Origin of the sequence: Cupriavidus pampae (assembly GCF_914271485.1) — a bacterium.
Classification (GTDB): domain Bacteria; phylum Pseudomonadota; class Gammaproteobacteria; order Burkholderiales; family Burkholderiaceae; genus Cupriavidus; species Cupriavidus pampae.
Map to the genome: position 1 here is coordinate 312,729 of NZ_CAJZAG010000008.1, position 25,625 is coordinate 338,353.

The following is a 25,625-nucleotide window of genomic DNA, read 5'->3' on the forward strand; positions in this document are numbered from 1 at the left end:
CCATACCAAGTCCGTCATGCCGTATGGTTACATTTTGCGCGACGCTGCACATCCTGCACGCATCCCATCATCAGCGGGATATCGGTATCGCACGGTGAACTTCAAGGCCCTCGCGCAAAAAAATCCGATACCCGTTGTGCCGCAACCGATTCAGCGCGAGTCGGTGCCCACGTGCGCGTATTGTCGCAACGCTTCGTCCGCGCGTTCGTTGAGTTCGCGAATGCGCGCGCGCACCGCGTCCACTGGAATCGAGCCGTCCTCGCTCTGCTTGCGGCGCAGTGCCAGCAGATCCGATGCGATGCTGATGGCGGCCATCACCGCCACGCGTTCGACACCCTTGGCGGCGACGTTGCCCTTGAGCTTGTTCATCTGCGTATCGACGAGCGCTACCGCTTCCAGCAGCGCGGCTTCGTTGTCGGGCGCGATGGCAAACCGATAGGCCTGGCCAGCGATGGTGAGTTCCACTTGCTTGTTGCTCATGCGTGTTCTCCGGGAGCCGATTGCGTGCCAGCGGTGCCTGTGGTGCCAGCCGCGCCGCTCTCGCCGAGCAGATCGAGCTGACGGGCGTCGCTCGCGGTCGGCAGCTTGTCCAGAATCGACTGGATGCGCAGTTGGGCTTCCTCGATCTTGATATTGAGCAGCTCGCGATCGGCGGCCATGGCTTCGCGCTCGCCGCGCAGCTGGCCCGCTTCGTTCTGCAGGCGGTCGATCTCCGCGCGCAGTCGCTGATTCTCCGCCGCCAGCGTATCCGCGTGATGGAGCACGCGCCCGATCTTGGCAGCCAGTTGTTCAAGTTCAGTGAGCATAGTTGCCTGTCCTGGTGTCGCCCTGATGTTGTCGACTGATGTCCGGTTTGAACTCGGGATTTCCGGATTCTAGCCGATGCGTGAATACGTTCCACCCGCGATCCCACACCGATGAGCCGATCTGACTCCCATCGTGCGTCGAAGTTGCATCGGAAGTGAGATCAAAATCGAGCCAATTCGCCTGCAACGGGGTGCATCGTGCCGCATTGACGGCACCTTTGAAACTCCCTACACTCGCGCACGTTCCAGGTGCTCGCCCCGCTGATTCATGCGGCAGGGCAGTTCAACGGGAAACAGGGAGCCAGCGCCGGCAGCCAGCCGGAGCCAGCCAACCTGTGCTGCCCCCGCAACGGTAAGCGACCGCGAACGCAACGTGTGTCGACGACATGTCGATGCCCGAGGCCTCGCAGGGCTGTCCGGAAGCCACTGCATGCATCGCGCATGCGGGAAGGCGGCCGGCCTGATGTCGTCAGCCCGGATACCGGCCTGAACGCGGGCGCGCACGCAAGTGGCGCCACTTCGCCACACGGCCCGCGGGGGAACGGGTCTGGCCGTTCCACATCCCATCCTAGCAATGCGAGTTTCGCTTCAACGGTCGCCGCTGCAACGGCCGACCATGGCGTCGATGCCACCCGTACGTCCATCCACCGCGGCCTGCAGGGGTGCGCTGATCTCTCTTGGCACCGTCAGTGCGCTCGGCGCCCTGGCTCCGGTCGCGCATGCGCAGGAGAGCGGCGTGTCGCGCCAGCTCGACCCGATCGTCGTCACCGCCTCGCGCACCGCGCAGTCCGTCTCGGACGCGCTGCCGCACACCACCGTGGTCACCCAGGAAGATATCGTCAATTCGCAGGCGCCCGATCTGCGCAGCCTGCTGCGTGGCCAGGCTGGCGTCGAGTTCGCGAGCAATGGCGGCATCGGCGCGAACACCACGCTGTTCCTGCGTGGCGCCAATTCGAATCAGGTGCTGATCCTGGTCGACGGCGTGCGCATCGCCGGCGTGAGCGGCGGCACCGCGCAACTGGCCAATATCCTGCCGGACCAGATCGATCATATCGAGATCGTGCGCGGCAACGTGTCGGCGCTGTACGGCTCCGACGCGATCGGCGGCGTGGTGCAGATCTTTACCAAGAGTGGCGTGGGCCAGGCCCCGGCTGCGACGGCATCGGTGGAATACGGCAGCAACAAGACGCGTCAGGCCACGGCTGGCTACGGCGGCCAGATCGGCGACACCTCGTTCAACGTGACGGGCTCGATCCTCAAGACCGACGGCTTTTCGTCGATCAACGCCGACCAGTGGCGTCGCGACAATCCGACCGCGCCGGCCACGCGCGGGCCGAACCCCAACGACAACCCGTACGAGAACAGGAGCGTGTCGGGACAGTTGCGGCACAAGTTCAGCGCGGACTGGGATGCGGGCGTGGCCGCGTATTACTCCAATAGCCAACTGTCGTATGACAGCACGAGTGGCCGGCCGACCGACGACCTGCGTATGGATAGCGAGCTCTACACGGTGTCCGCGTTCGTCAATGGCAGGCTGCTGCCGGACTGGACCACGCACATCAAGGTGGCGCAGAGTCAGGATCGCAGCGAAGGCACCAGGAACGGGTTGTTCGACAGCCTGTTCAACACGCGCACGCGGCAGATCAACTGGCAGAACGAGTACGTGCTGACGGCCGGGCACAAGCTGCTGTTCGGCACCGACTACCTGCAGCAGACACTGGCCTCGAGCTCGTACAGCGCGCCCTCGCGCAACGTGTTCTCGGTGTACGGTGGCTACGAGGGCCGGATCGGGCGCAACCAGCTCCAGCTCAATGTCCGCAACGACCACTATTCGGACTTCGGCAATCAGGCGAGCGGCTTTGCGGGTTACGGCTTCAACGTGACGGACGCGCTCAAGCTGATCGCCAACGTCAGCAACGCGTTCCGCGCGCCGACGTTCAACGAGCTGTATTTCCCGGGCTTCGGCCAGCCGAACCTGAGCCCCGAACGTGCGAAGTCGGCCGAGGTGGGCGTGCAGTACGAGAGCGCGCAGGCCGGTCTGCTGCGCGTGACCGCGTTCGAGACGCGCTACGACAACCTGATCGTCTCCACGGCGGTGGGCGGTGGCCTGTTCCTGGCACAGAACGTCAATAGTGCGAAGGTGCAGGGCGTGGAAGCGTCGTGGCGCGCCTCGGTGTGGGGTACCGACCTCGGCGCGAACGTGACGTTCCAGAATCCGACCGACGAGACCAACCACACGCAGCTGGTGCGCCGCGCGCGTCGGCATGCCTCGTTCGATGTGGGCCGCAATATCGGTCCAGTGCGTCTGGGCGGCGAATGGCTGGTGTCGTCGGCCCGCCTCGACAACGGCTCGCGTACGCTCGGCGGATACGGTATCGTCAACCTCACTGCCCGCTACAACATCACCAAGGAATGGTTCGTCGCCGCTCGCGTGGAAAACCTTTTCGACAAGAACTACCAGCTCGCGTATCCGTACAACACGCAGGGCCGGGCGGGCTATATCACGCTCGGCTGGCGGCAGAAGTGACGGGGCGCGATGGCTGAGTTCCGGCGCGCTCTCGCAATCTGGCTGGCCCTGGCTCTGGCGGGGCTCGCCGTGTTCGCGCTGTCGCTGGCGCTTGGCAGCGTGTCGCTGGATGCCACGCAGCTGTGGGCGGCGCTGAGCGGTGGCGAGCGTGCGGGAGACGCCGGACTGGCCGGCGCGATCGTGCGCGAGCTGCGGCTGCCGCGCGCGATCGCCGCGTTTGCGTGCGGCGGGCTGCTGGCGCTCTCGGGCGCGCTGATGCAGGTGCTGCTGCGCAATCCGCTGGCCGAGCCGTACGTACTCGGCGTTTCCGGGGGCGCGGCCACGGGCGCACTGCTGGCAATGCTGATGACGCTGCCGCTGTGGAGCGTGCAGGCCGGTGCCGCGGGCGGTGCGCTGTGCTCGATGGTGCTGGTGGCCACACTCGCGCGGCGCGATCTGCTGCATCCGCAGGTGCAGGGCGGCCATCACGAGGCGGGCGCGCGACTGTTGCTCACGGGCGTGATCCTCGCTGCGGGCTGGGGTGCGCTGATCACGCTGATTCTTGCCGTGGCACCGGAGTCTCGGCTGCGCGGCATGCTGTTCTGGCTGACCGGTGACCTCGGCGGTACCGCGAGCTATGGCGGCGCGCTGGGCACGCTGATTCTCGCGCTGGTCGTCGTGATGCCGATCGCGCGCTCGCTCAACGTGATGCTGCTCGGCGAGACCGTGGCGCAGGCGCTGGGCGTGCGCGTGGGCCGCGTACGGCTGATCACGTTTCTGGTGGCATCGTTTTCGATTGCCGCGGCGATCACCACCGCGGGCTCGATCGGCTTCGTTGGCCTTGTGGTGCCGCACCTGGTGCGGCTTGCGTGGGGCAACGACCAGCGCTTTCTGCTGCCGGCCGCGGTGCTGCTCGGCGGTACGCTGCTGATGGCGGCGGATCTGGTCGCGCGCACGGTCATCGCGCCGGCCCAGTTGCCGGTGGGCGTGATTACCGCGCTGCTCGGCGTGCCGACGTTCCTTTACCTGCTGCTGCGGAGGCCCCGATGACTGCTGTGTCGGACTGGATGCTGCCGCGCGCGGCATGCCCGCGGTTGGTACTGCACGATATTCGCCTGCGCGCGGGCGAGCGTGTGCTGGTCGATGGCCTGGGTCTGGCGATTGGCGCCGGTGAGCTGTGGGTGGTGGTGGGTCCCAACGGTGTGGGCAAGTCCACGCTGATGGGCGTGCTGGCCGGTCTGCGCGCGCCCGAAGGCGGCGAAGTGCGGCTGGACGATGTGCCGCTCGCACGGATCGCGCCGCCCGCACTGGCGCTGCGACGCGCGTATCTGCCGCAGGCGATCCATGACACGTTCTCGATGTCCGTGACCGATGCGGTGCGGGTGGGCCGCCATCCTCACCTTGCCGGATGGGGCTGGAGCGGACGCGAGGACGACACGATCGTCGCCGACGCGATGGCCGCGCTCGACCTCGATGGTTTTGCCCGGCGCGACGTGATGACGCTGTCCGGCGGCGAGCGGCAGCGTGTGGCGCTCGCCGCCACGCTCGCACAGCAGGCGCCGTTGCTGTTGCTCGACGAACCGGTGGCGCATCTGGACCTGCGCCATCAGATTCTGGTGCTCGATCTGCTGACGCGTCTGGTACGCGCGGGCCGCCATGCGGCGGTGGTGATCGTGCACGACCTCAACCTCGCGCGTCGCTACGCGACCCATGCACTGCTGATGGCCGAAGACGGCCACGCGCTGCACGGGCCTGCCGGCGACGTGCTCACGCCCGAACGATGCTCGCGCGCGCTGCGCACGCCGATCATCAGTGTCAGCGATGGCACGCACTGGGCGTTGATTCCCGATGGAACCCGACATGACGACAACTGAAGAAAACACCGGTACCCCTGCTGACAAGGGTGGCGACGACAGCCGCGACGAGCGGCACAAGGTGCGCATGGAGCGCAAGAAGGACGTGGTCGATCAGAAGATCGCCGCCGCACAGATCGAGCGTGGCGTGATCGTGATCACCACTGGCAATGGCAAGGGCAAGTCGAGCTCGGGCTTTGGCATGGTCGTTCGCGCGATGGGTCACGGCATGAAGACCGCCGTGGTGCAGTTCATCAAGGGGGCGATCCCGAGCGGCGAGGAACAGTTCCTGCGGCGCTTTCCCGATGAGTGCGCGTTCCACGTGATGGGCGAAGGCTATACGTGGGAGACGCAGGATCGCGCGCGCGACGTGGCCAAGGCCGAGGCGGCCTGGGAGCTTGCGCGCGGGCTGCTGTCCGATCCTTCGGTGGCGCTCGTGCTGCTGGACGAACTCAATATCGCGCTGAAGCTGCACTACCTCGACGTGGACCGCGTGATCGCCGATCTGCGCGCGCGCCCGCCGATGCAGCATGTGGTGATCACGGGCCGCGGCGCGCCGCAGGCACTGATCGACGCGGCGGATACCGTCACCGACATGACGCTCGTCAAGCATGCGTTCAAGCAGGGCGTGAAGGCGCAACGCGGCGTCGAGATGTAGAGTCACGGTTTATTGTTGTTGCCCCCGGATTGTTGCCTTATGTCATCGCCTCTCTCCTCTCTGTCTGACTATTCGCTTCCGCTGCCGTCGATCGAGGCACCGGATCCCGCGCTGCGGCCGGTGCTGCAGGCCGCCATCGACGACAAGACCAAACCGCTCGGCGCGCTGGGTCGGCTGGAGTCGCTGGCATTGCGCATCGGCATGGTGCTCGGTACCACTCGGCCCGAGCTGAAGCGGCCCACCGTGATCGTGTTTGCGGGCGACCACGGCGTGGCCGATGCGGGCGTGAGCGCGTATCCGGCCGAGGTCACGGCGCAGATGGTGCTGAATTTCCTGAATGGTGGCGCGGCGATCAATGTGTTCTCACGCCTGCATGGGATGACGCTGGAGGTGGTGGATGCGGGCGTGCGCGCGCCGCTACCGGCCGCGTCGGGGCTCGTGAACTGCCGCATCGCCAATGGCACGCGCAACTTCCTCGAAGGTCCCGCGATGACGGCCGAGCAGACCGTTGCCGCGCTGAACGCGGGCATTGCGCGCGTGCTGCGGCATGCGCAGCAGGGCACCAATGTGATTGGCTTCGGCGAGATGGGCATTGCCAACACGTCCGCGGCGGCATGCGTGATGAGCCGGCTCACGGGCCTGCCGATCGAATCCTGCACGGGGCGTGGTACGGGACTCGACGATGCCGGCCTTGCGCACAAACGCGAGGTCCTGGCCCGTGCGCTGGCGCTGCACGCGGACGCCACCGCGCCGCTCGATGTGCTGGCCGCCTTTGGCGGTTTCGAGATCGCGATGATGACGGGCGCGTTCCTGGCCGCCGCCGCGAGCCGCATGGTGATTCTCGTCGATGGCTTTATCGCGAGCGCGGCGTTGCTGGTGGCCGCGCGCATTGCGCCGGCGGTGCTCGACTACTGCGTGTTCTCGCACTGCTCGCACGAGTCGGGGCATCGCGCGCTGCTGGCGGAGTTTCAAGCCGAGCCGGTGCTGGCGCTCGACCTGCGCCTGGGCGAGGGGACCGGTGCCGCGCTGGCGTGGCCGCTGGTCAATGCGGCCGCGGCGTTCCTGCGCGAGATGGCGACCTTCAGCGGCGCGGGCGTCAGCACCGCGAGCGCATAGAGAGCGGATGCGCGCCGCCGACGAACTCCGCTTCTTTCTGACGGCACTCGGCTACTTTACGCGCGTGCCGCTGCCGGCCGCACTGGCGCGCTGGGTGGGCTTTACGCCCGCGCAATTGAATGCGGCCGCGCGCTACTTTCCGTTGATCGGGCTGCTGGTCGGGGGCGTTGGCGCGCTGGCGACGTGGGGGGCCGCGCATCTGTGGTCGCCACCGGTCGCGGTGTTGATCGGCATGGCGGCCACGCTGCTGCTGACCGGTGCGTTCCACGAGGATGGTCTGGCCGATTGCGTCGATGCATTTGGCGGCGGCTATACGCGCGAGGACGTGCTGCGCATCATGCACGATTCGCGCGTGGGCGCATTCGGGGTGATCGCGGTGGTCGTGGTGCTGCTGCTCAAGTGGCAATTGCTGTTGCAGATCGGCACCACGGGTGGGCTCGCCATACTCGTTGCGACGATCGTCGCCGCGCATGGTGCCAGCCGCGCGATGGCCATCACCTACCTTGCCACGCATGAGTACGTGCGCGACGAGGGCAAGGCGCGGCCCGTGGCGCAGCGGTTGCGTGGCGCGGGGTTGTTGTTTGCGCTGCTGTGCGGAGTGGTGCCGCTGTGCTGGATGTCCTTTGCGCATACGGGTTACGTAGGGGCCGACCTGTCCACGCCTTACGGTTGGGCGGCATTCGCGCTCGTTACCGTGCTGGCGCTGGCACTGCTGCGGCTCGCGCTCGGGGCTTACTTCGTGCGCCGCATTGGTGGCTATACCGGCGATTGTCTTGGCTTTGCGCAGCAGCTCGCGGAACTGCTGGTCTATTTCGTGGCGGCGGCATGGACCTGGTACTGATTCGTCATGCGCGGCCGGTGCTGCCGCCAGCGGACCAGCCGGCGATCTGCTACGGGCGGCTCGATCTGGCGTTGACCGAGCCATGCTCGCCTGCGCCCGCGCAAATGGCCGCGCCACTGCACGCGCACGCACCCGCGCGCATCGTCACGAGTCCGGCGGCGCGGGCGCGGGACACCGCTTCATTGCTGGCGCAGACATTGACGGCGCCGGTACCGTGTCAGATCGAGCCGCGCCTGCAGGAGCTCGACTTTGGTGCGTGGGAGGGGCAGCCCTGGGATGCCATCGCGCGCGCGGATCTCGATGCGTGGGCGGCCGATCTGATGGGCGCGTGCCCACATGGCGGCGAGAGCGCGGCACAGGTGATGGCGCGCGTCAGCGCATGGGCCGGCGATGTGCAAACCTCTGGCGAGGCATGCTGGTGGGTGGTGGCCCACGCCGGGCCGATTCGCATGCTGGCCGCGCATTGGCTGGGCGTGCCGCTCGCGCAGACGCTGCAATGGTCACTCGGGTTCGGCGCGTCCTGTTGTCTGCGGCTGCAAGCGCCCCACGCGCAGCTGGTCTGGTGGAACCGTACCGTCGATTGACGCGCCTTGATGTTGTCTAACGCGGTGGCCTAGCGCGGGCGGCGCGAACGGGCGATTTCGAGATCTTTGCAGATTTCCTCGGCGCCGCGCGCCACGCGCGGGCCCGCGCGATTCACCAGGTCGCCATCGATCGTGAACAGGTTGTTGCGTGCCACGGCCGTGACCTGTTTCCACTTTTCCCACATCGTGAAGTCCGCGAGCGGCCGGTCGGACCGTGTCGCGCCCATGGCCGCGGTGAGCATCACTTCGGGGTTGCCAGCCAGCACCGCTTCGGTGGACACGGTTGGTACCAGCGGCGTTTCGTTGGCGAACAGATTGCGGCCGCCGCACAGCGCGAGCATGTCGCTGATCAGGTGCTGGCCGTTGAGTGTCATCAGCGGTTGCTGCCACACCTGATAGAACACCGTCACCGGCGGGCGCGCGGCGTAGGTCTTGCGCAGCGTGTCGATCTGCTGGCGGAAGTCGGCGGCGGCGCGATTGGCGACCGTGCTGGTGCCCATCAGCGTGCCGAGCTTTTCCAGATTCTCGGGCACCGAGTCGAGCCGGCGCGGTTCGCTGAAGAACAGCGGCATGCCCAGTGCACGCAGCCGGTCGGTTTGTTTTTGCGCGTTGCCGTGGCGCCAGACCACGATCAGATCGGGCTTGAGCGCGGCGATGCGTTCGAGGTCGAGCGCCTTGTTGTCGCCAACGCGCGGCAGGTCGCGCGCTTCGGGCGGATAGTCGCTGTAGCTCACGGTGCCGACGATGCGGTCACCGCCGCCGGCGGCGTACAGCAGCTCGGTCACGTGCGGTGCCAGCGAGACGATGCGGCGCGCCGGCTGCGCAAGGGTGACGGTCTGGCCGGAGTCGTCGACGACGGAGAGCGCAGCGTGCGCGGGCAGGCAGGTGCAGAGCAGGAGAAGGGCGGGAAGGGCGGGTAGGGCGGGTAGGGCTGGTAGGGCGCGGGCGGGCGTCATGGGTCGGCAGCGTGAAAGTAGGAGTTTGAGCCGTTCAGGACGGGTCACGGTAGCGATGGGGCATGGTCGGTGAGTGTCAGCCGCCGAGTGCGAGATCGAGCCGCTGCCACGCGTCGTCGCGATCGGGTGGCAGGCCGAAGCGCAGGCTCGCGGGGCAGTCGCCGGCGGCGTCGAACAGTCGCGTCCATACGCCGGCGTGCGCAAGTGCATCGTGGAGGGCGGGCGCTTCGGCGTCGGGCACCCAGCAGAACAGCGGCTGCATGATCGCGGACAGGCCGTGGCAGCGCAGCAGCATGGCCAGCCGTTCGCCCTGTTGCGTCAGGCGCAGGCGCGTGGCGGACTGCCATGCGGTGTTCATCAGCGCATGGCGCGCAATCACGCGCGCGGGGCCGGAGACGGTCCAGTGGCCGAGCGCCGATTGCAGCGGGTCCAGCACCGTGCGTTCCGCGAGCACGAAGCCGCAGCGCACGCCGGCCAGCCCGTAGAACTTGCCGAGCGAACGCAACACCACGAGCCCCGGCAGATGCGCGCTGGCGGCGAGCGATTGCGTGGGATGGCAGTCGATGAACGCCTCGTCGAGCAATAGCGTGCCGCCACGCGCCGCCAGCCGCGCGTGCCACTGGGCGAGTGTGGCGGCTGGTATCAGGCGTGCGGTGGGATTGTTCGGGTTGACTACGACGAGGTGGTCGAGGGTGTCGATCAGGCCATTGGCGAGCGCGCCACCCCGCGTGCCATGGCCATCGCCATCGCCGTCGGCGTGGGCGAAATCGGCTTCGCCGAGCGGCACCACCGTATGGCCGGCGCGCGCGAACGCGGGGGCGTACTCGCTGTAGCCGAGCGCGGCAATGCCGACGCGGCCGCGTTTGAGCAAGGTCGGCAGCGTGCGGATGGCGGCCTGCGATCCGGCCACGGGCAGCGCCTGCACGGCACCATAGGCCAGCGCCGCCGCTTCCGCGAGACCATCGTCGTCTTGCGGCAGCCGTTGCCAGGCGTCCGCCGGCAACGGCGGCACCGGATAGCCGTCGGGATTGATGCCCGTGGACAGATCGAGCCAGTCGTCGGCACTGCGGCCATAACGGCGCACGGCCGCAAGCAGATCGCCGCCATGACGGATCGCCGGAGGCGGGGGCGTTGTGCGGGTCATGCGATGTCTCCGGGCACGGCGCGCATTGCGCGGCTGCTGCGATGACGATTCGCGGAAGGGGCTGGTGCCGCCGGGTTCATGCCATGCCTCCGCGCATGACCAGCGGCACGCTGGCCACGGCCAGCGCCAGCCATAGCCACAGCGTCCGGCGCACAAGGCGCAGGCACGCGTGCACGTGCTGGGCGCCCGGGGCGGCGCCGAGGCCGAGCGGGGGGCGGGCTTCCCATTCGCCGTGGTAGCGCGCGCCGCCACCGAGGGCCACGCCGACCGCGCCGGCGCCGGCGGCCATCACGGGTCCCGCGTTGGGGCTCGACCATGCGCGCGCCTGCGTGCGCCAGCAGCGCAGCGCGGGCAGCGTGGCGCCGAGCAGCGCGTATGACAGCGCGGTCAGGCGCGCGGGGATCAGATTCAGTCCATCGTCGATGCGCGCGGCGGCCCAGCCGAAATGCAGCAACCGGGGCGTGCGGTAGCCCCACATCGCATCGAGCGTGTTGGCCAGCCGGAACGCGATGACGGCGGGCGCGCCGCCGACCAGAAACCAGAACAGCGCGCCGAAGATCGCATCGTTGCCGTTTTCCAGCGCGGACTCGCAGGCGGCGCGCGCCAGCGCTTCGGCATCGGCATCTTCGGTATCGCGCGAGACGATGCGCGCGGTCAGCGTGCGGGCTGCGGGCAGATCGTTACGTGCGAGGGCATCGGCAATCGGCGCGATATGCTCGATCAGGCTACGCGCGCCCAGCGCGGCGTACAGCGCCACGGCCTGCAGCAGCCACGCGAGCCACGGCGCCAGCGCGGTGACTTCGCGCAGCACGGCCCATGCGATGGCGGCGGGACCGAGCACGAGCACCGTCCATGCGCACAGGCCCACGGCACGTTGCGTCCACTTGGCGCGAGACGGGCGATTGAAACGGCGTTCGCACGCGGCGGCAACGTTGCCGAAGCCAACCAGCGGATGCCAGCGGCGCGGTTCACCGAAGCAGCGATCGAGCAGCACGCCGGCCAGCGCGGCGGCCACGGTGGCCGCCCAGGGCAGCATGACCATGCGGTATCAGCCCTTCACGTTCACCGGGATGCCCGCGACGATCAGGCGCACGCGATCGGCGACGGCGGCGAGCTTCTGGTTGAGGCGGCCGAGTTCGTCGACGTAGAAACGCGTGATCGAGCCGGTCGGCACCACGCCGAAGCCGATCTCGTTGGTGACGAGGATGACGTGGCCGGGGATCGTCGGCAGCGCCGTGAGCAGCGCGTCGATTTCCTCGGTGAACACGGGCGGGGGTGTGATGACCCCGTACTCGGGATACGAGCGGCTCTCGTCGAAGATCAGGTTATTGAGCCACAGCGTGACGCAATCCACGAGAATGCAGCCGCCATGGCGCGCATTGGCATAGAGCGCGTCGGCCAGTTGCAGCGGCTCCTCGACCAGCGCCCAGTCGGCGGGGCGTCGCGCGCGATGCAGCGCGATGCGCAATTCCATTTCCTCGTCGGCGGGATCGGCGTCGTGCCGTGCGGTGGCGATGTACGTCACAGGGCCACCGGTGGCGAGCGTGTAATCGGCCGCGAGCTGCTCCGCGAAATGGCTCTTGCCCGAGCGGGCGCCGCCGATCACGAGCGTGAGCTCGCGCGGCGCCGCGCCGCCGCTGGCTTCCAGCGGCGCCGTCGCAACGACGGGTTCGCTCGCGCCAGCGGCAACTGCGGTGGCGGGCGTGTCAGTGGTGATACCGAGGGCCTTGGTTTCCATCCGGCGTATTGTAGCGGCCGCATCGCGCACTCGCATGCATGGATATTGCAGACGCACGGTGATGGGGTCCGGCTGCACCCTGCGATAATTCGCGCATGACTGCCGCTCACCCCCCCATTTCCCACGCCTTGCCGTACCCCACAGGTGACTTGCATGGCACCCTGATGATTCAGGGCACGACCTCCGACGCCGGTAAAAGCACGGTGGTCGCCGGCCTGTGTCGTGTGCTCGCGCGCGCGGGGGTGGCGGTGGCGCCGTTCAAGCCGCAGAACATGGCGCTCAACAGCGCGGTGACCGTCGACGGCGGCGAAATTGGCCGCGCGCAGGCATTGCAGGCGCAGGCGGCCCGCATCGCGCCCCATACCGACATGAACCCCGTGCTGCTGAAGCCGAGTAGCGACATCGGCGCGCAGGTGATCATCCACGGCCGCGCGCGCATGGACCTCGACGCCCGCGCGTATCACGCCTACAAGCCGCAGGCGATGGCGGCCGTGCTGGAGAGCCATACGCGCCTGCGCGAGGCGTACGGCGTGGTCATGGTCGAAGGCGCTGGCAGTCCCGCCGAGATCAACCTGCGCGCGCGCGACATCGCCAATATGGGCTTTGCCGAGCGCGTCGATTGCCCGGTGGTCATCGTGGCCGATATCGATCGCGGCGGCGTGTTCGCGCATCTGGTCGGCACGCTCGACTGCCTGTCCGAGAGCGAACGCGCGCGCGTCACGGGCTTCATCATCAACCGCTTTCGCGGCGATATCGCGCTGCTGCAGCCGGGGCTCGACTGGCTTACCGAGCGCACCGGCAAACCCGTGTTCGGCGTCCTGCCATACCTGCACGGCCTGCACCTCGACGCCGAAGACGCCGTGGTGGCCACGCAGGGCGCCAAGCATGGCGCGCCGGACACGCTGCTGCGCGTGATCGTGCCGGTGCTGCCACGCATCTCCAACCATACGGACTTCGATGCGTTGCGCGCGCATCCGGGCGTCGATCTGCGCTTTGTCGGACCCGGCATGCCGATTCCGCCGGCGGACCTCGTGATCCTGCCGGGCAGCAAGAGCGTGCGCGCCGATCTGGCATTCCTGCGTGCCAACGGCTGGACCGACGCGCTGGCGCGGCACCTGCGCTACGGAGGCAAGCTGATCGGCATCTGCGGCGGCATGCAGATGCTGGGCCGCCGCGTGCATGACCCCGACGGTCGCGAAGGCCCGGCCGGCACCAGCGACGGGCTCGGTTTTCTCGACTTCGACACCACGCTCGCGCCCGAGAAACAGTTGCGACAAGTGAGCGGCCACCTCGCGTTGGAGGACGGCAGCGCAACCGTGTGCGGCTACGAGATTCACCTCGGCGTGACCGAGGGACCGGCGCTGGCGCGGCCCGCGCTGCGGCTGGACGGCGACCGGGCGGACGGTGCGGTGGGCGAGGACGGTCAGGTGCTGGCCACCTACGTGCACGGCCTGTTCGACGATCCGGCCGCGTGCGGCGCGCTGCTGCGCTGGGCCGGCCTTGGCGGCGCGCAGGGGGTGGACCTCGACGCGCTGCGCGAGGCGTCGATCGACCGGCTGGCGGACAGCATGGCCGCCCATCTGGATCTGCGCGCGATGCTGGCACCCCTGGCACCGTTGGCTGCCGTACCAATGGGGGACGCGAAAAGTGCGCCGTTACCGTTAAAATAGCGCGGCGCCGGCGCCAGTCCGGTGGCAGGGGGCAGCACTCTCGGACGATGGAGGACACATTCATGCCGGTAGTCGTGATCGCCAATCCCAAGGGCGGCGTGGGCAAAACCACGCTGGCCACCAATCTCGCCGGCTACTTCGCGAGTCAGGGACATGCCGTGATGCTCGGCGATACCGATCGCCAGCAGTCGTCGCGCGCATGGCTCGGCCTGCGGCCGGCCGCGGCGGCGCCGATCCGTAGCTGGGACATCGATGGCGACCATATCGCGCGCCCGCCCAAGGGCACCACGCACGTGGTGCTCGACACACCGGCTGGCCTCCATGGCTGGCGCTACACGGACGTCATGAAGCTCGCGCACCGCATCGTGGTGCCATTGCAGCCGTCGATGTTCGACATCCTCGCCACGCAGGACTTTCTCGCCAGGCTCGCCGAAGACCGACGTGTGCGGCATGGCGATGTGGCGGTGGGAGTGATCGGCATGCGCGTGGACGTCCGCACGCGTGCGGCGGAGCAGCTGCAGCGGTTCGTCGAGGGCGTGGGCCTGCCGGTGCTGGGCGTGCTGCGTGACACGCAGAACTACGTCCAGCTGGCCGCGCATGGGCTGACGCTATGGGATGTGGCGCCGTCACGCGTGGCGCGCGATCGCGAGCAATGGCAGCCGATCATGCAGTGGCTTGCCAACGGGCAGTCGTCCGGACCTGCGCGCGAAACACCGCGCGAACCCACGCCCGAGCACGTGCCGGCCGACGCCCAGCGCTAGCCGCGCGCGCGCCCCTTCGAGGACGACAGCAGCCGCGCCAGCAGCGCTTCGGGGTCCTGCCACGTAACGCGCCGCACCGACACCATCAGATCGGTACCCGGAAACGGATCATCGAACGCGGGGGCTTCCTCGCCGCCGAGCGCGCGATAGAACGCGCGTGCCTGCGTATTGCCGTCGAGTACATACAGAAACAGCGGCTTGCCCGGCCATCGATCGATCACGCGGCGCACGCAATGCGCCATCAGCAGCTTGCCGTAGCCACCGCCGTGGTAGGCGGGCATGACGTGCAGATTGTCGACGTAGATGCCGTAGCCGGGTTCCGCCAGCGGCATCAGGCAGCAAAAGCCCGCCGGCTCGCCGTCGATGCGCAGGATGGTGACTTCGATCGGCGCCTCGGCACCGTCATGCATACGCGCGCGCCAGGTGGCAAGCCGCTCCGCGGGCGCGTGCGATTCGAGGTAGGTCAACGGAATCAGACCCGCATAGGCATGGCGCCAGCTGTCGCTATGCAGCCGGGCCAGCAGGTCGGCATCCGCGGGCAGGGCGGGGTCGAGGGTGTAGCGGGGTGACGTGGACATGATATTCGTTCGTGCGCGGCGTCGCGCGGATCATACCGTACTGCTAGAATCGCGAATCCTTCGCATTTGCATTTCCTAGTTTGCGCGCTCTTTTTTACGGACGCCAACGGCAATCGTACGCCCAACCCGGTTTTTACCTACTGCTTTCGCCCCCATGGTCTCCGGCCGCCTGCGCACAGTCTTCATCAAGGTTCACCTTTATATCGGCCTGTCGTTCGGGCTGTTGTTCGTGCTGCTGGGGCTGACCGGCACCGCCATCGCCTGGCGCGATGAACTCGACGCCGCACTGAATCCGGACCTGCTGGTCGCCTCGGCGCCCGCGCGCATTCCGGTCGGTGGCCCCGCCATTGATGCAATCTATCGGAAGTTGACCGCCGATCCGCACTATGGACGGCCCAATGCGTTCATGCTGCCGATGCACGAGGATGGCGTGTTTATCGCGGCTTATCCGATCAAGGGGCCGGACGCGGGGCCTGGCCGCTCGCGGCAGGTCATGATTGATCCCATCACGCTGAACGTGAAGGGCGAACGTCTGTGGGGCGTGCCGGGGCTGTCGCGCGAGCAGTTGCTGCCGACGCTGTTCCACCTGCATCGCTACCTGCTGAGCGGCGAAACCGGCAAGACCATCGTCGGCCTGTGCGGCATGGTGATGCTGATCTCGGTGATCGTCGGTCTGGCGCTGTGGTGGCCCAAGATGAACCGGCGCTCGTGGCTGCAATCGGTACGCATCACGCACGGCGGTTCGTGGTCGCGCTTCAATTTCTCGCTGCACCGTGCCGGCGGCCTGTTTATCGCGCCGGTGATGCTGATGACCGCATTCTCGGGGTGGTATCTGAATCTGCCGAAATGGGTGACGCCAATCATCGCTAGCGTGATGACGGTGTCGCCGCCGCCGAAGCATCAGTCGGCACCGGCCGCGCCCGACGTGGAGATGCTTTCACCCGCGCTGGCCGTGGCGGCCGCGCAGCGTGAGTATCCCGATGCGCTGGTCACGCGCGTAAGCCTGCCGCGCAAGCCCACGGACGCCTACGAGATCCGCCTGCGTCAGGCCGGCGAGATCCGCGAGGATTCGGGCGCGACGCGGCTCTGGCTCGATGCCCACACGGGGCAGCGCATCGCCGCGCGCGACCCCAGGCAGGCCGCGTCCGGCGATACGTTCATCAACTGGCTATTCCCGCTCCACACAGGCGAGGCGTTCGGGTTCTCGGGGCGCGTGTTCATCACGATCTACGGCCTGACGCCGCTAGCGTTCGCGCTGACGGGCATCCTGATCTGGTGGAAGCGCCGCACCGGCCATCGCCGGCACCTCGCGCGCGAGCGCGAGCGGAGCAAGCTGACGCGCGCCTGAGGCGCGCCACACGCAATGCCTGAAGCGCGTCAGATCTCGAGGTTGTCGATCAGGCGCGTGGGACCGAGCTTGGCCGCCGTGAGCACCACGAGCGGTTCGCCCGCGAGGAACTCTTCCTGCGTCGGCGCCTGCAGATTGTGGCGTTTCCGAATGGACACATAGTCGGGCTGCCAGCCGCGATCGGCCAGGCGCTTCACCGCTTCCGCTTCCACGGTCGTCAGCGTCACGCTGCCACCGAGCACGGTGTCGCGGACCTCATGCAGCGTGCGGTAGAGCACCGGTGCCTCGGCGCGTTCGGTCGGCGTCAGGTAGCGATTGCGCGAAGACAGCGCGAGGCCGTCTTCGGCGCGCACGGTCTCCGCCGGCACGATGTCGATCGGCAGCGCGAACTGCTGCACCATGCGGCGCACGATCATGAGCTGCTGATAGTCCTTCTTGCCGAACACCGCCACGCGCGGCTGCGCGCACGAGAACAGCTTCATCACCACGGTGCACACACCCTTGAAGAAACCGGGGCGGAACTCGCCTTCGAGGATATCGCCGATGTCATGCGGCGGATCCACGCGATATTCCTGCGGCACCGGATACATGTCGGACTCGGTCGGCGCGAACAGTACGTACACGCCTTCGCTCTGCAGTTTCTCGATATCGTCCCGCAGCGTGCGCGGATATTTGTCGAAGTCCTCGTTCGGGCCGAACTGCAGGCGGTTGACGAAGATCGATGCGACCACGGGGTCGCCATGCTGGCGCGCCAGTCGCATCAGCGACAGGTGGCCCTCATGGAGGTTGCCCATGGTCGGAACGAACGCCACGCGATTCTGCCCGCGCAGCTGGTCCCGCAGCTCTTGGATGGAGGAAATGACTTTCATGAATGTCGTGTGCTGTCGTGATGGAAGCCGCAGTCCTGCTTACGGGATCGGGCGCGCCGGATTGGTGCATTGCCAGCCGGCTGTCGGCGGATTGTAGAACATGCGGGCAGCCGCCGGGGGAAAGGCGGGCAGGGAGGCAGGCAAAGACGCGGGCGGACAGCGGCCGCTCACATGCGATTTCAGGTCGGCGTGTACGCCAATCGCACATAAATTGGTGCGAATGGCTCAGCCTGCGTGATCTCGACCAGCGACTCGCGCGACAGCTCGAGCATCGCGATGAAGTTCACCACCACCACGGGCACGCCCTTGCCCGAGCGAATCGCTTCGTCGAACAGTTCGGTGAATTCCATAAAGCGCGCATGCTGCAGGCGGCGCAGGATCTGGCTCATATGCTCGCGCACGGACAATTCCTCGCGCGAGATCTTGTGGTGCTGGTTGAGCTTGGCGCGCTTGAGCACATCGGCCCAGGCCGACTGCAAGTCGATCGTCTCGACTTCGGGGAAGCGCGGCGCGAGGCTCTGCTCGATAAACACCTGCGTGCGCAGGAAGTCGCGACCCAGTTGCGGCACATGGTCGAGCCGCTGCGCCGCGAGCTTCATCTGCTCGTACTCGAGCAGGCGGCGCACCAGTTCGGCGCGCGGATCCTCGGCTTCCTCGTCGCTGTCGGCCTTCTTCACCGGCAGCAGCATGCGCGACTTGATCTCGATCAGCATGGCCGCCATCAGCAGATATTCAGCCGCCAGTTCGAGGTTGGTCTTGCGGATTTCTTCGACGTACAGAAGATACTGTCGCGTCACCTGGGCCATCGGAATGTCCAGGACGTTGAAGTTTTGCTTGCGGATCAGGTACAGCAGCAGATCGAGCGGACCCTCGAACGCCTCGAGAAAGATCTCGAGCGCATCGGGCGGGATATACAGATCCTGCGGCAGCTTGAACAGCGGCTCACCGTAGAGGCGCGCGAACGCCAGCCCGTCGACCATGTCGGCGGGGCCGGGTGTGCCGCCGGCACCGGGAGCCACACTGGGTAGCTCCACCGGCAGGATCAGCTTTTCCTGAGACAACTCAGTTGTCGAGCGAGTAGACGTACGGCTTCTGCGCTACGCGCGAGTCGGCGGCGCGCTCGCGCTCTTCCAGGTCGATCGGTGCCTTGTCCCACAGCAGGGAACGGCCTTCACGCTGTTCCGACTCGAGCGCCGGACGCTCCTGCTTGAGGGTCTTGAGGAACTGGGTGATGTCCGATTCGTACATGGCCATGATGAAACCTGTGCCTCGCGGGGCAAGTTGGTGTGGGTGGGGCAGGATTTTACCGTATCGGCGTCGATCGCTGACGAAATTGCTCGGAATCGGCTCGGTCAGTACCTGATCGCCCCGAAAGCCGCCACCATGGCCGATTTGTCGCAGTCGCACGACGCCGGGTGTGGTCAAATAGCGACTTCGCTGGTTCAAAACGACGGATGACGAGAGACCGGGGCCGCTGGGCCGCCACGACCATCCTGCGACGCTCGCCGCCCCCGCCGCCCCCGTCGGATGGCCATGGCCGCGATCGCCCGTGCGCGGCGCTGTCACGCTCTGTCGCGCGCGCGCTCTTGTCGCTCGTCCCGCTCCTGCTCGCGCTGCAAGCGGCGCCGGCCGCGGCGGTGTACAAAGTCGTGGTGGACGCCCCCAAGCCGCTCGAGGACATGCTCAAGGAGCATCTGGACCTCGCACGCTACGCCAGCCGTACCGATCTGTCCGACGACCAGTTCGCCTATATGGTGGAAACCGTCGGCGATCAGGTGCGGCAGTTCGCATCCACCGAGGGCTGGTTCGATCCGACCACCACCGCGCGCGTGGAGGGCGAGGGAAGCGACCGCGTGGTGCACGTGACCGTCGATGCCGGCGCCCGTACACTGATCCGCAGCGTTGACGTGTCGGTGTCCGGCCCCGCCGCGACGCAGGCACCGGAGCAGGTGGCCGAGATGCGTGCCAAGTGGGGCCTGCCGGTGGGCGATCCGTTCCGCCAGGACGATTGGGACAAGGCCAAGGAGAACGCGCTGCTCACGCTGCAGAGCAAGAGCTACTACGGCGCGAAGCTTGCCTCGTCGCGCGCGCGTGTGGAGGCCGACGAGCACGCCGCCGACCTGACCGCGAAGTACGACAGCGGCCCCGCGTATGTGCTCGGGCCGCTGCAGGTCACCGGTACGCGCCGCTATCCCGAGCAGATCATTCGCAACGTGAACCCGCTGTCGGTGGGCGAGCCGTATCGTGTGGAACGCCTGCTCGAACTGCAGCGCGCGATCCAGAACCAGCCGTATTTCTCCAACGCGCAGGTGGAGCTCGAGACGCCGACGGCCGACGCCGCGCACAACGAGACCGTGATCGCGCCGGTGAGCGTGCGCGTGCGGGAGTACCCGGTGAACCGGCTCTCCTCGGGCGTTGGCTACACGACCGACACGGGCGCGCAGGTCGAGGGCCGCTATTCGTACTACAACCTGTTCAATCGCGCGTGGGTGTTCGACTCGCAGTTGCGGATCGAGCAGAAGCGCCAGTATGCGTTCCTCGAGACGGCCATGCCGCCGGACTCGCATACCTACCGCAACAGCCTGTACGGCAGCTACGAGCGCACGATCGATATCGAGAGCACCGACCTGACCAGCTGGCGCACGGGCCTCAAGCGCTCGCGCACACGCGAGAAGTACGACACCACGTTCTCGCTCGATTTCTATTACGACAATCTCGTGCCCTACGGCCAGGACGCGCAGATTTCCAAGGCATTGGTGCCCGCGTTCGCGTGGACGCGCCGCGATGTGGACAACCCCGTGTTTCCGCGGCGCGGAAATGTCATCAACACACAGGTCGGCGTGGCCGCCAAGAACATTCTGTCCGATGCCACGTTCCTGCGGCTCTATGGGCGGATTCGCCAGTACGTGCCGGTGGGCACGCGCGATCTGTTTATCGCGCGGCTCGAACTCGGCGCGGATCTGACCTCGTCCGATCCCGCCAGGATTCCGGCTTCGCTGCGGTTCCGCGCGGGCGGCACCGATTCGATTCGTGGCTATAGCTATCAGTCGATTGGTACCCCGGACGGCGCCAGCATATTGCCGGCACGCTACCTTGGCACCGGCAGCCTCGAATACCAGTACTGGTTCAAGCCCGACTGGGGCGTGGCGGTGTTCTGGGACGTGGGTACCGCGACCAACTCAATCAAAGGCATCACGCTCTACAACGGCGTGGGCGTCGGCGCGCGCTGGCGCAGCCCGGTGGGCCCGCTGCAGCTCGACCTCGGCTACGGCATCCAGCAGAACCAGTTCCGTCCGCATATCTCGCTCGGGGTGGCATTCTGATGACGAGCCGCCACCGCTCCATGACCTCCACTGACAAGGCGCGCGCATGAGCATTCCCGACATGCCGCCCGTGCCGCGTCCCGATCGCGACGCCCCGCCGCCCGCGCACAAGCCGCGGCGCCGGGTGTGGCGCAAGGTGACGCGTGTGCTGGCATGGAGTGGCGTGACGCTGCTTTTGCTGGTGATGGTGCTGATCGGCACCGTCGTGCTCGCGCTGCGCACCGAGGGTGGCACGCGGCAGTTGTGGGCGGTGGCTACGCGACTCTCGGGCGGCCTGCTCGCCGGACAGTTCGAGGGCGGCACTGTGGCCACGGGCCTGCACTTGCGTGACGTGGTGTATGCGAGCGGCGAGGGCGATGCCGCCACGCGCGTGACGATCGATCGCGTGGACGGTGAATGGAGTTTTACGTGGTCGCCGGCGCGCTTGCACGTGCAGTCGCTGCGGCTCGGCCGCGTCGATGCGCGCCTGCCGGCCGCAACGCCCGATCAGGCCGCGACGCCCGCACGCATGCCCGACTCGCTGTCGCTACCGCTGGCGATCGACGTCGATACGCTCACGCTCGAACGGTTGTCGATCCTCGAAGGCAACGCGCCCACGGCGACCCCGCTGGTGTTCTCGGACCTCGCCGCCGCGCTGCATTCGGACGGTACGCGTCATCGCCTTACCGTCGATCGACTGGTCACGCCTTACGGCAAGCTGCAGGCCAACGCGCAACTGGCCGGGCCCAAGCCGTATCCGCTCACGGCGGAGGCGCTGCTCGAAGGGGAATGGCAGAAAGAGTCGTTCGCGCTGTCCGCCACCGCAAGTGGTTCGCTCGATGCGCTGCGCGCGGAGCTGGAGGCCAGCGGCGATCGCATTCGCGGCCGCGCCACGGCTGACCTGACGCCGTTCGGCAGGGTGCCATTCACGCATCTGCTGGTCGATGGCGAACGCATCAATCCGCGGCTGTTCAGCCCCGGCGCGCCGCAGGCCAACCTGACCGTGCATGCCGAGCTGCGGCCTGTGGAAGCGGTGGCGCCGCCCCCCGTGATCGCGCGGCCGCAGCCGGGACAGACCGCCGCCAGCGCGGTGGCGGCGGCCTCGGCGGCTTCCGCGTCCGCACCGGTGCCAACGCCGGCTACACCGGCGCCCGGCGTGGCGCCGCTCGCGGTGGCGGGCGAGCTCACCGTGCGCAATCTCGAACCCGGACCGATCGATAAGGAGCGGCTGCCGGTGGAATCGGTGCACGCGCGCGTGGAAGTCAGCGAAGCCGCGCAGAGCGTGCGTGACCTGCGCATCGCGCTGCTGGGCCGCGGCGAGATTCTGGGCCAGGGCATGTTGCGCGATGGCCGCGGCGGTTTCGACCTCGACGTGCGTCGGCTCGATGTGGCCGCGCTGCACACGGCGCTGGTGCCCACGCGTCTGGCGGGGCCGGTCATCCTGCGACTGGAACCGGGCCGGCAGAGCGTCGCGCTCGACCTCGCCGGCGGCGAGCTCAAGCTGTTTGCCGATGCGCGCGTCGATGAAGACGCGGTGACGCTGACATCTTTACGTGCTGGCATTGGAGCGGGCACGCTGACGGCCGACGGCCGGCTCGCGCTCAAGGAGGAGCAGGCGTTCCACTTCAAGGGCAAGCTCGCCAACTTCGATCCCGCGCGCGTGGCCAAGGTGGCGCCGGGGCGCATCAATGCCGATTTCTCGACCACCGGCACGTTGTCCACGGGTTCGGTGCCGGATCGGCTGCGCGTGGCGGTGGACTTCGGCCTGCGCGAGAGCGAATACGCGGGGCTGCCGATGACCGGCAACGGCAAGGTCCGGTTCGAAGGCGAACGGCTGCTGCCGAGCGAGGCCTCGCTGAGCATGGCCGGCAATCAGGTGGATCTGCGCGGCAGCTTTGGCGCGCGCGGAGACCGGCTCAAGGTCGCGATCGATGCGCCGCAGCTCGAACGCCTGAAGTTCGGTGTGGCGGGCCGCGCGAAGGTCGATGCCGAGGTGACAGGCACGCTGCGGCGGCCCGAGGTGGTTGGCGACTACAGCGCGCAGGGGCTGGTCTTCGGCCCGCACAAGCTTGCCAGCGCAAGCGGCCATGCCGAGCTGCGCGGGGGGCTCGATGGCACGCTGTCCGCGCAACTGACCGCGCGCGACTATCAGGGCCCGGACGCGGTGGTGCGCACGCTCGATGCCAACCTCACCGGCACGCAGGCCAATCACACGTTCGAGGCCAAGGCGGTCGGCACGGTGCGGCGGCGGCAGATCCAGCTGAATCTGGCGGGGCAGGGGGGGTGGCAAGGTCAAGGTAAGAACGGCGGAGGCTGGAACGGCACTATCCGCACCTTCGAGGAACGCGGCGCGGCCAATCTGCGCCTGACCGCGCCGACCACGCTGCTAGTGGCGGATCAGCATATCAAGCTCGGGCCCGCGCGTTTTGCCTTCGATCAGGCCACCATGGCGATCGACGGGCTCGACTGGGATCACGGCCGGATTCGCAGCGCGGGGTCGCTCGATGGCGTGCGCGTCGCGCACGTGCTGGAGTTGGTCGCGCTATTCAGCGGCGAAGCCCCGCCGGTGCGCTCGGACCTCGTGCTCGATGGCAAATGGAATCTGGTACTGGCGGAGACCGCGAGCGGGTTTGCCGAGATCCGGCGGCGTTCGGGCGATGCGTCGATCAACGCGGGGCGCGGCTGGACCGCGCTGGGGCTTGGCGAGACGCAGCTACGTGCTGAAGTCGTGGGGAGTCGCGTGACCTTGCGCGGCGGCACCGCGGCCGAGCGCATCGGGCGCATCGTCGTGGATGCCTCGGCGGGTCTCGTCTCCGAGCAGGGTTTGCAGAACATCGGCCCCACCTCCACGCTGGACGGCACGGTCGCGTTCGATATCCCACGGCTCAAGTCGCTCGAATCGTTCACGGGCCCGCAGTACGCGCTCGAAGGCAAGCTGGCGGCGAACCTCAAGCTGGCGGGAACGGTGGGCAAGCCGCTGCTGACCGGCAATGTCGATGGCAGTGGGATTGGCGTGACGCTGTACGACCTCGGCATTCGCCTGACCGATGGCGTGGTGAAGGTGGTGCTCGACCAGAACACCGTGGAGCTCAAGCAGGTGCAGTTCCGCGGCGGCGACGGCACGCTGGTCGCCACCGGCGCGATCAAGCTCGGCGAGTCGGATCCGAACCTGACCGGCAAGATCGTCGCCGACAAGCTTCAGCTGTTCGCGAGTCCCGAGCGCACGCTGATCGTCTCGGGCGAAGCCGGCATTGCCAACGAGAACCGCCAGTTGACGATTCGCGGCAAGTTCCGCGTGGATCGCGGATTGTTCGATCTGCCGAAGTCCGGCGCGCCGGAACTCGGTGACGACGTGGTGGTGATCCGCCATCGCGACCAGCGCGAACTGCCGACCGCGAATGTGCCGGTACCCGAGGAAGCGCCCACGAGCCGCTTCAGCCCGGTGATCGACATCGCCATCGATCTCGGCAACGACTTCCGCTTCCGCGGTGCCGGCGCGGATCTGCTGCTCGCGGGCCAGCTCGGTATTGCCAGTGCGCCGCTCTCGCCGATGCGCGCCACCGGCACCGTGCGCGTGGTCGATGGCACGTACGAAGCGTTTGGCCGCAAGTTGAATATCGAACGCGGCATCATCAATTTCAATGGGCCGATCAGTAACCCGAACATCAATATCCGCGCGATGCGCCGCAATCAGGAAGTGGAGGCCGGCGTCGAGGTGACCGGCACGGTGCGCATTCCGCGTGTGCGGCTGGTGTCGGAACCCAATGTGCCCGACGAGGACAAGCTCTCGTGGCTGATGTTCGGTTACGGCGCCGAGAGCGCTGGGGCGGGGCAGCAGCGCCAGCTCAGTGGCGGCGCGCTGGGCGGCGCCGCGCTCGGCATGATCGGTGCCCGCGCGGGCAAGGGAATCGTCCAGCATCTCGGCATCGACGAGTTCTCGATCGGGCCAAGTACCGCGGGGCTGAATGACCAGCAGGTGGTCAGCGTGGGCAAGTCGGTGACCGATCAGATCTCGGTCGGCTACGAGCAGAGCCTGACGTCGGCGTCGAACATCGTCAAGCTGACGTGGGCGTTCTCGCGGCGGTGGTCGCTGATTGCCAAGGGCGGGTCGATCAACGGATTGTCGGTGCTGTTCAACCGCCGCTTCAACAACTGGAGTAGCCTGTTCGCTGGCAGTACCAACCGTCGTACGACGGATGTGGATCCCGATCTCCCGCCCGGAACCCAGCCGGCCAACAGCGCGGCCAGCGAGCCGGCCGGCGATCCGATCGAGGCCATCAAGCGTTGATCGACAGGAGCCGAAATGCGAAATTCTGATGCGTCAGTCCGACGCCTTGCCGCCATGGGAATGATTGCTGCCTTGCTTGCGCTGGTCGGTTGCGACCAGCAGAAGGTCGATGAAGCGATGAAGAAAGCGGGCGAGACCGCGCGTGGCGTGTGGAACAGCGTCAAGCCGGACAGTCAGCTGTTCAAGAACATCGAGATTGGCCGCTCGACCGAAGACGATATCCGCCGGCAGGCGGGCAAGCCCGAGATCGTGTGGGAAGAAGCGGATGGCGGGCGTCGGCTCGAATACCCACGCGGGCCAGAGGGCGCCACCACATGGATGGTGACGATCGGCCCTGACAACACCGTGCGCAAGATCGAGCAGGTGCTGACCGCGGAGAACTTCGCGCGCGTGCGGCCCGGCATGAGTCAGGATGGGGTGCGACGGCTGCTTGGCAAGCCGACCAAGGTAGAGGCGTTCGCGCTGAAGCAGGAGGAGGTGTGGGGCTACCGCTGGTACGAGTCCCCCACCGATCGCGCGTTTTTCAACGTGCATTTCAACCCGCAGGGGATGGTGACCACCACCTCGCGCAGCGACGATCCGTCGCGGCGACAAGGTGGCTGAGCGC

The 25,625-nt window shown here is 67.5% G+C and carries 22 protein-coding genes, 1 pseudogene and 1 riboswitch; of the genes and pseudogenes, 13 read left to right on the plus strand and 10 right to left on the minus strand.

The features are described from left to right. Positions 1-150: 150 nt before the first annotated feature. The gene (locus LDO41_RS21485) at positions 151-480 is read right to left on the minus strand and encodes a cell division protein ZapA (protein WP_223991845.1); all 330 of its coding nucleotides are present in this window, start codon (positions 478-480) and stop codon (positions 151-153) included. Then, complete coding sequence (locus tag LDO41_RS21490) at positions 477-806, minus strand: hypothetical protein (protein ID WP_223991847.1); 330 nt, start codon at positions 804-806, stop codon at positions 477-479. The genes LDO41_RS21485 and LDO41_RS21490 overlap by 4 nt, the downstream gene beginning before the upstream one ends. Before the next feature lie 229 nt (positions 807-1,035). Then, positions 1,036-1,310: riboswitch (cobalamin riboswitch) on the plus strand. Positions 1,311-1,380: 70 nt separating this feature from the next. Here LDO41_RS21490 and LDO41_RS21495 point away from each other — a divergent pair. Genes LDO41_RS21495 through cobC form a run of 7 tightly spaced genes read left to right on the plus strand, consistent with a single transcriptional unit; the run spans position 1,381 to position 8,364 of the window. Continuing rightward, complete coding sequence (locus LDO41_RS21495; RefSeq protein WP_223991849.1) at positions 1,381-3,333, plus strand: TonB-dependent receptor plug domain-containing protein; 1,953 nt, start codon at positions 1,381-1,383, stop codon at positions 3,331-3,333. 9 nt (positions 3,334-3,342) lie between these two features. Beyond that, a complete protein-coding gene (locus tag LDO41_RS21500) occupies positions 3,343-4,362 on the plus strand; it encodes a FecCD family ABC transporter permease (protein ID WP_223991851.1) in 1,020 nt (339 codons plus the stop codon). Then, complete coding sequence (locus tag LDO41_RS21505; protein ID WP_223991853.1) at positions 4,359-5,186, plus strand: ABC transporter ATP-binding protein; 828 nt, start codon at positions 4,359-4,361, stop codon at positions 5,184-5,186. The genes LDO41_RS21500 and LDO41_RS21505 overlap by 4 nt, the downstream gene beginning before the upstream one ends. Further along, positions 5,173-5,823 carry a cob(I)yrinic acid a,c-diamide adenosyltransferase gene (gene cobO, locus LDO41_RS21510; RefSeq protein WP_223991856.1) on the plus strand — a complete coding sequence of 217 codons (651 nt, stop codon included), beginning with the start codon at positions 5,173-5,175 and terminating at the stop codon, positions 5,821-5,823. The genes LDO41_RS21505 and cobO overlap by 14 nt, the downstream gene beginning before the upstream one ends. A gap of 39 nt (positions 5,824-5,862) precedes the next feature. After that, positions 5,863-6,939: a nicotinate-nucleotide--dimethylbenzimidazole phosphoribosyltransferase gene (cobT, locus tag LDO41_RS21515; RefSeq protein WP_223991858.1), complete on the plus strand. Its 1,077-nt coding sequence runs from the start codon at positions 5,863-5,865 to the stop codon at positions 6,937-6,939. A 7-nt stretch (positions 6,940-6,946) separates the two neighbouring features. Continuing rightward, positions 6,947-7,780: an adenosylcobinamide-GDP ribazoletransferase gene (locus LDO41_RS21520; protein WP_223991859.1), complete on the plus strand. Its 834-nt coding sequence runs from the start codon at positions 6,947-6,949 to the stop codon at positions 7,778-7,780. Beyond that, complete coding sequence (cobC, locus tag LDO41_RS21525; RefSeq protein WP_223991860.1) at positions 7,765-8,364, plus strand: alpha-ribazole phosphatase family protein; 600 nt, start codon at positions 7,765-7,767, stop codon at positions 8,362-8,364. The genes LDO41_RS21520 and cobC overlap by 16 nt, the downstream gene beginning before the upstream one ends. Positions 8,365-8,393: 29 nt before the next feature. Here cobC and LDO41_RS21530 read toward each other — a convergent pair whose 3' ends face one another. The 4 genes from LDO41_RS21530 to cobU form a co-directional block, all read right to left on the minus strand. Then, entirely contained in the window at positions 8,394-9,320 is a 927-nt protein-coding gene (locus tag LDO41_RS21530; protein ID WP_223991861.1) for a cobalamin-binding protein, read from the minus strand. Between the two features lie 76 nt (positions 9,321-9,396). Further along, a complete protein-coding gene (gene cobD / locus LDO41_RS21535; RefSeq protein WP_223991862.1) occupies positions 9,397-10,464 on the minus strand; it encodes a threonine-phosphate decarboxylase CobD in 1,068 nt (355 codons plus the stop codon). A gap of 76 nt (positions 10,465-10,540) precedes the next feature. Then, positions 10,541-11,506 (minus strand): adenosylcobinamide-phosphate synthase CbiB, encoded by a 966-nt coding sequence (cbiB, locus tag LDO41_RS21540; RefSeq protein ID WP_223991872.1) that lies wholly within the window; start codon positions 11,504-11,506, stop codon positions 10,541-10,543. A 6-nt stretch (positions 11,507-11,512) separates the two neighbouring features. Next, a complete protein-coding gene (gene cobU / locus LDO41_RS21545; protein ID WP_223991874.1) occupies positions 11,513-12,202 on the minus strand; it encodes a bifunctional adenosylcobinamide kinase/adenosylcobinamide-phosphate guanylyltransferase in 690 nt (229 codons plus the stop codon). A gap of 164 nt (positions 12,203-12,366) precedes the next feature. On the opposite strand from cobU, the gene LDO41_RS21550 reads away from it, so the two are divergent. Together LDO41_RS21550 and LDO41_RS21555 are read left to right on the plus strand one after the other, a co-directional pair. Beyond that, positions 12,367-13,872, plus strand: a complete 1,506-nt coding sequence (locus tag LDO41_RS21550) for a cobyric acid synthase (protein WP_223992097.1) — start codon at positions 12,367-12,369, stop codon at positions 13,870-13,872. Between the two features lie 62 nt (positions 13,873-13,934). Continuing rightward, positions 13,935-14,633, plus strand: a complete 699-nt coding sequence (locus LDO41_RS21555) for a ParA family protein (RefSeq protein ID WP_223991876.1) — start codon at positions 13,935-13,937, stop codon at positions 14,631-14,633. On the opposite strand, the pseudogene LDO41_RS21560 reads toward LDO41_RS21555, so the two are convergent. Next, a pseudogene (locus tag LDO41_RS21560) lies at positions 14,630-15,223 on the minus strand (N-acetyltransferase family protein); the annotation flags it as partial. The gene LDO41_RS21555 and the pseudogene LDO41_RS21560 overlap by 4 nt on opposite strands. Before the next feature lie 142 nt (positions 15,224-15,365). Between LDO41_RS21560 and LDO41_RS21565 the strand changes: the two are divergent. After that, positions 15,366-16,559: a PepSY-associated TM helix domain-containing protein gene (locus LDO41_RS21565; RefSeq protein WP_223991879.1), complete on the plus strand. Its 1,194-nt coding sequence runs from the start codon at positions 15,366-15,368 to the stop codon at positions 16,557-16,559. A gap of 29 nt (positions 16,560-16,588) precedes the next feature. Here LDO41_RS21565 and panC read toward each other — a convergent pair whose 3' ends face one another. From panC to LDO41_RS21580, 3 genes are all read right to left on the minus strand, one after another. Then, positions 16,589-17,428: a pantoate--beta-alanine ligase gene (panC, locus tag LDO41_RS21570; RefSeq protein ID WP_223991881.1), complete on the minus strand. Its 840-nt coding sequence runs from the start codon at positions 17,426-17,428 to the stop codon at positions 16,589-16,591. Positions 17,429-17,607: 179 nt separating this feature from the next. Next, positions 17,608-18,489, minus strand: coding sequence for a segregation and condensation protein A (locus LDO41_RS21575; RefSeq protein WP_223991883.1), 882 nt, complete (start codon positions 18,487-18,489; stop codon positions 17,608-17,610). A gap of 1 nt (position 18,490) precedes the next feature. Continuing rightward, positions 18,491-18,682 carry a DUF3460 family protein gene (locus LDO41_RS21580; protein ID WP_223991885.1) on the minus strand — a complete coding sequence of 64 codons (192 nt, stop codon included), beginning with the start codon at positions 18,680-18,682 and terminating at the stop codon, positions 18,491-18,493. 200 nt (positions 18,683-18,882) lie between these two features. Between LDO41_RS21580 and LDO41_RS21585 the strand changes: the two genes are divergently transcribed. From LDO41_RS21585 to bamE, 3 genes are read left to right on the plus strand one after another with little or no spacing between them, the layout of a single operon-like run. Then, positions 18,883-20,751: an autotransporter assembly complex protein TamA gene (locus LDO41_RS21585; protein WP_223991886.1), complete on the plus strand. Its 1,869-nt coding sequence runs from the start codon at positions 18,883-18,885 to the stop codon at positions 20,749-20,751. Positions 20,752-20,797: 46 nt separating this feature from the next. Continuing rightward, positions 20,798-25,018 carry a translocation/assembly module TamB domain-containing protein gene (locus LDO41_RS21590; protein ID WP_223991887.1) on the plus strand — a complete coding sequence of 1,407 codons (4,221 nt, stop codon included), beginning with the start codon at positions 20,798-20,800 and terminating at the stop codon, positions 25,016-25,018. Positions 25,019-25,072: 54 nt separating this feature from the next. After that, entirely contained in the window at positions 25,073-25,621 is a 549-nt protein-coding gene (gene bamE, locus LDO41_RS21595) for an outer membrane protein assembly factor BamE domain-containing protein (protein ID WP_223992098.1), read from the plus strand. Positions 25,622-25,625: the final 4 nt, after the last annotated feature.

Excerpts from the sequence above, each read along its gene's own strand:
- LDO41_RS21485 (WP_223991845.1), bottom strand. The coding sequence starts at position 480 with ATGAGCAACAAGCAAGTGGAACTCACCATCGCTGGCCAGGCCTATCGG.
- LDO41_RS21490 (WP_223991847.1), bottom strand. The coding sequence starts at position 806 with ATGCTCACTGAACTTGAACAACTGGCTGCCAAGATCGGGCGCGTGCTC.
- LDO41_RS21495 (WP_223991849.1), top strand. The coding sequence starts at position 1,381 with ATGCGAGTTTCGCTTCAACGGTCGCCGCTGCAACGGCCGACCATGGCG.
- LDO41_RS21500 (WP_223991851.1), top strand. The coding sequence starts at position 3,343 with ATGGCTGAGTTCCGGCGCGCTCTCGCAATCTGGCTGGCCCTGGCTCTG.
- LDO41_RS21505 (WP_223991853.1), top strand. The coding sequence starts at position 4,359 with ATGACTGCTGTGTCGGACTGGATGCTGCCGCGCGCGGCATGCCCGCGG.
- cobO (WP_223991856.1), top strand. The coding sequence starts at position 5,173 with ATGACGACAACTGAAGAAAACACCGGTACCCCTGCTGACAAGGGTGGC.
- cobT (WP_223991858.1), top strand. The coding sequence starts at position 5,863 with ATGTCATCGCCTCTCTCCTCTCTGTCTGACTATTCGCTTCCGCTGCCG.
- LDO41_RS21520 (WP_223991859.1), top strand. The coding sequence starts at position 6,947 with ATGCGCGCCGCCGACGAACTCCGCTTCTTTCTGACGGCACTCGGCTAC.
- cobC (WP_223991860.1), top strand. The coding sequence starts at position 7,765 with ATGGACCTGGTACTGATTCGTCATGCGCGGCCGGTGCTGCCGCCAGCG.
- LDO41_RS21530 (WP_223991861.1), bottom strand. The coding sequence starts at position 9,320 with ATGACGCCCGCCCGCGCCCTACCAGCCCTACCCGCCCTACCCGCCCTT.
- cobD (WP_223991862.1), bottom strand. The coding sequence starts at position 10,464 with ATGACCCGCACAACGCCCCCGCCTCCGGCGATCCGTCATGGCGGCGAT.
- cbiB (WP_223991872.1), bottom strand. The coding sequence starts at position 11,506 with ATGGTCATGCTGCCCTGGGCGGCCACCGTGGCCGCCGCGCTGGCCGGC.
- cobU (WP_223991874.1), bottom strand. The coding sequence starts at position 12,202 with ATGGAAACCAAGGCCCTCGGTATCACCACTGACACGCCCGCCACCGCA.
- LDO41_RS21550 (WP_223992097.1), top strand. The coding sequence starts at position 12,367 with ATGATTCAGGGCACGACCTCCGACGCCGGTAAAAGCACGGTGGTCGCC.
- LDO41_RS21555 (WP_223991876.1), top strand. The coding sequence starts at position 13,935 with ATGCCGGTAGTCGTGATCGCCAATCCCAAGGGCGGCGTGGGCAAAACC.
- LDO41_RS21565 (WP_223991879.1), top strand. The coding sequence starts at position 15,366 with ATGGTCTCCGGCCGCCTGCGCACAGTCTTCATCAAGGTTCACCTTTAT.
- panC (WP_223991881.1), bottom strand. The coding sequence starts at position 17,428 with ATGAAAGTCATTTCCTCCATCCAAGAGCTGCGGGACCAGCTGCGCGGG.
- LDO41_RS21580 (WP_223991885.1), bottom strand. The coding sequence starts at position 18,682 with ATGGCCATGTACGAATCGGACATCACCCAGTTCCTCAAGACCCTCAAG.
- LDO41_RS21585 (WP_223991886.1), top strand. The coding sequence starts at position 18,883 with ATGACGAGAGACCGGGGCCGCTGGGCCGCCACGACCATCCTGCGACGC.
- LDO41_RS21590 (WP_223991887.1), top strand. The coding sequence starts at position 20,798 with ATGAGCATTCCCGACATGCCGCCCGTGCCGCGTCCCGATCGCGACGCC.
- bamE (WP_223992098.1), top strand. The coding sequence starts at position 25,073 with ATGGGAATGATTGCTGCCTTGCTTGCGCTGGTCGGTTGCGACCAGCAG.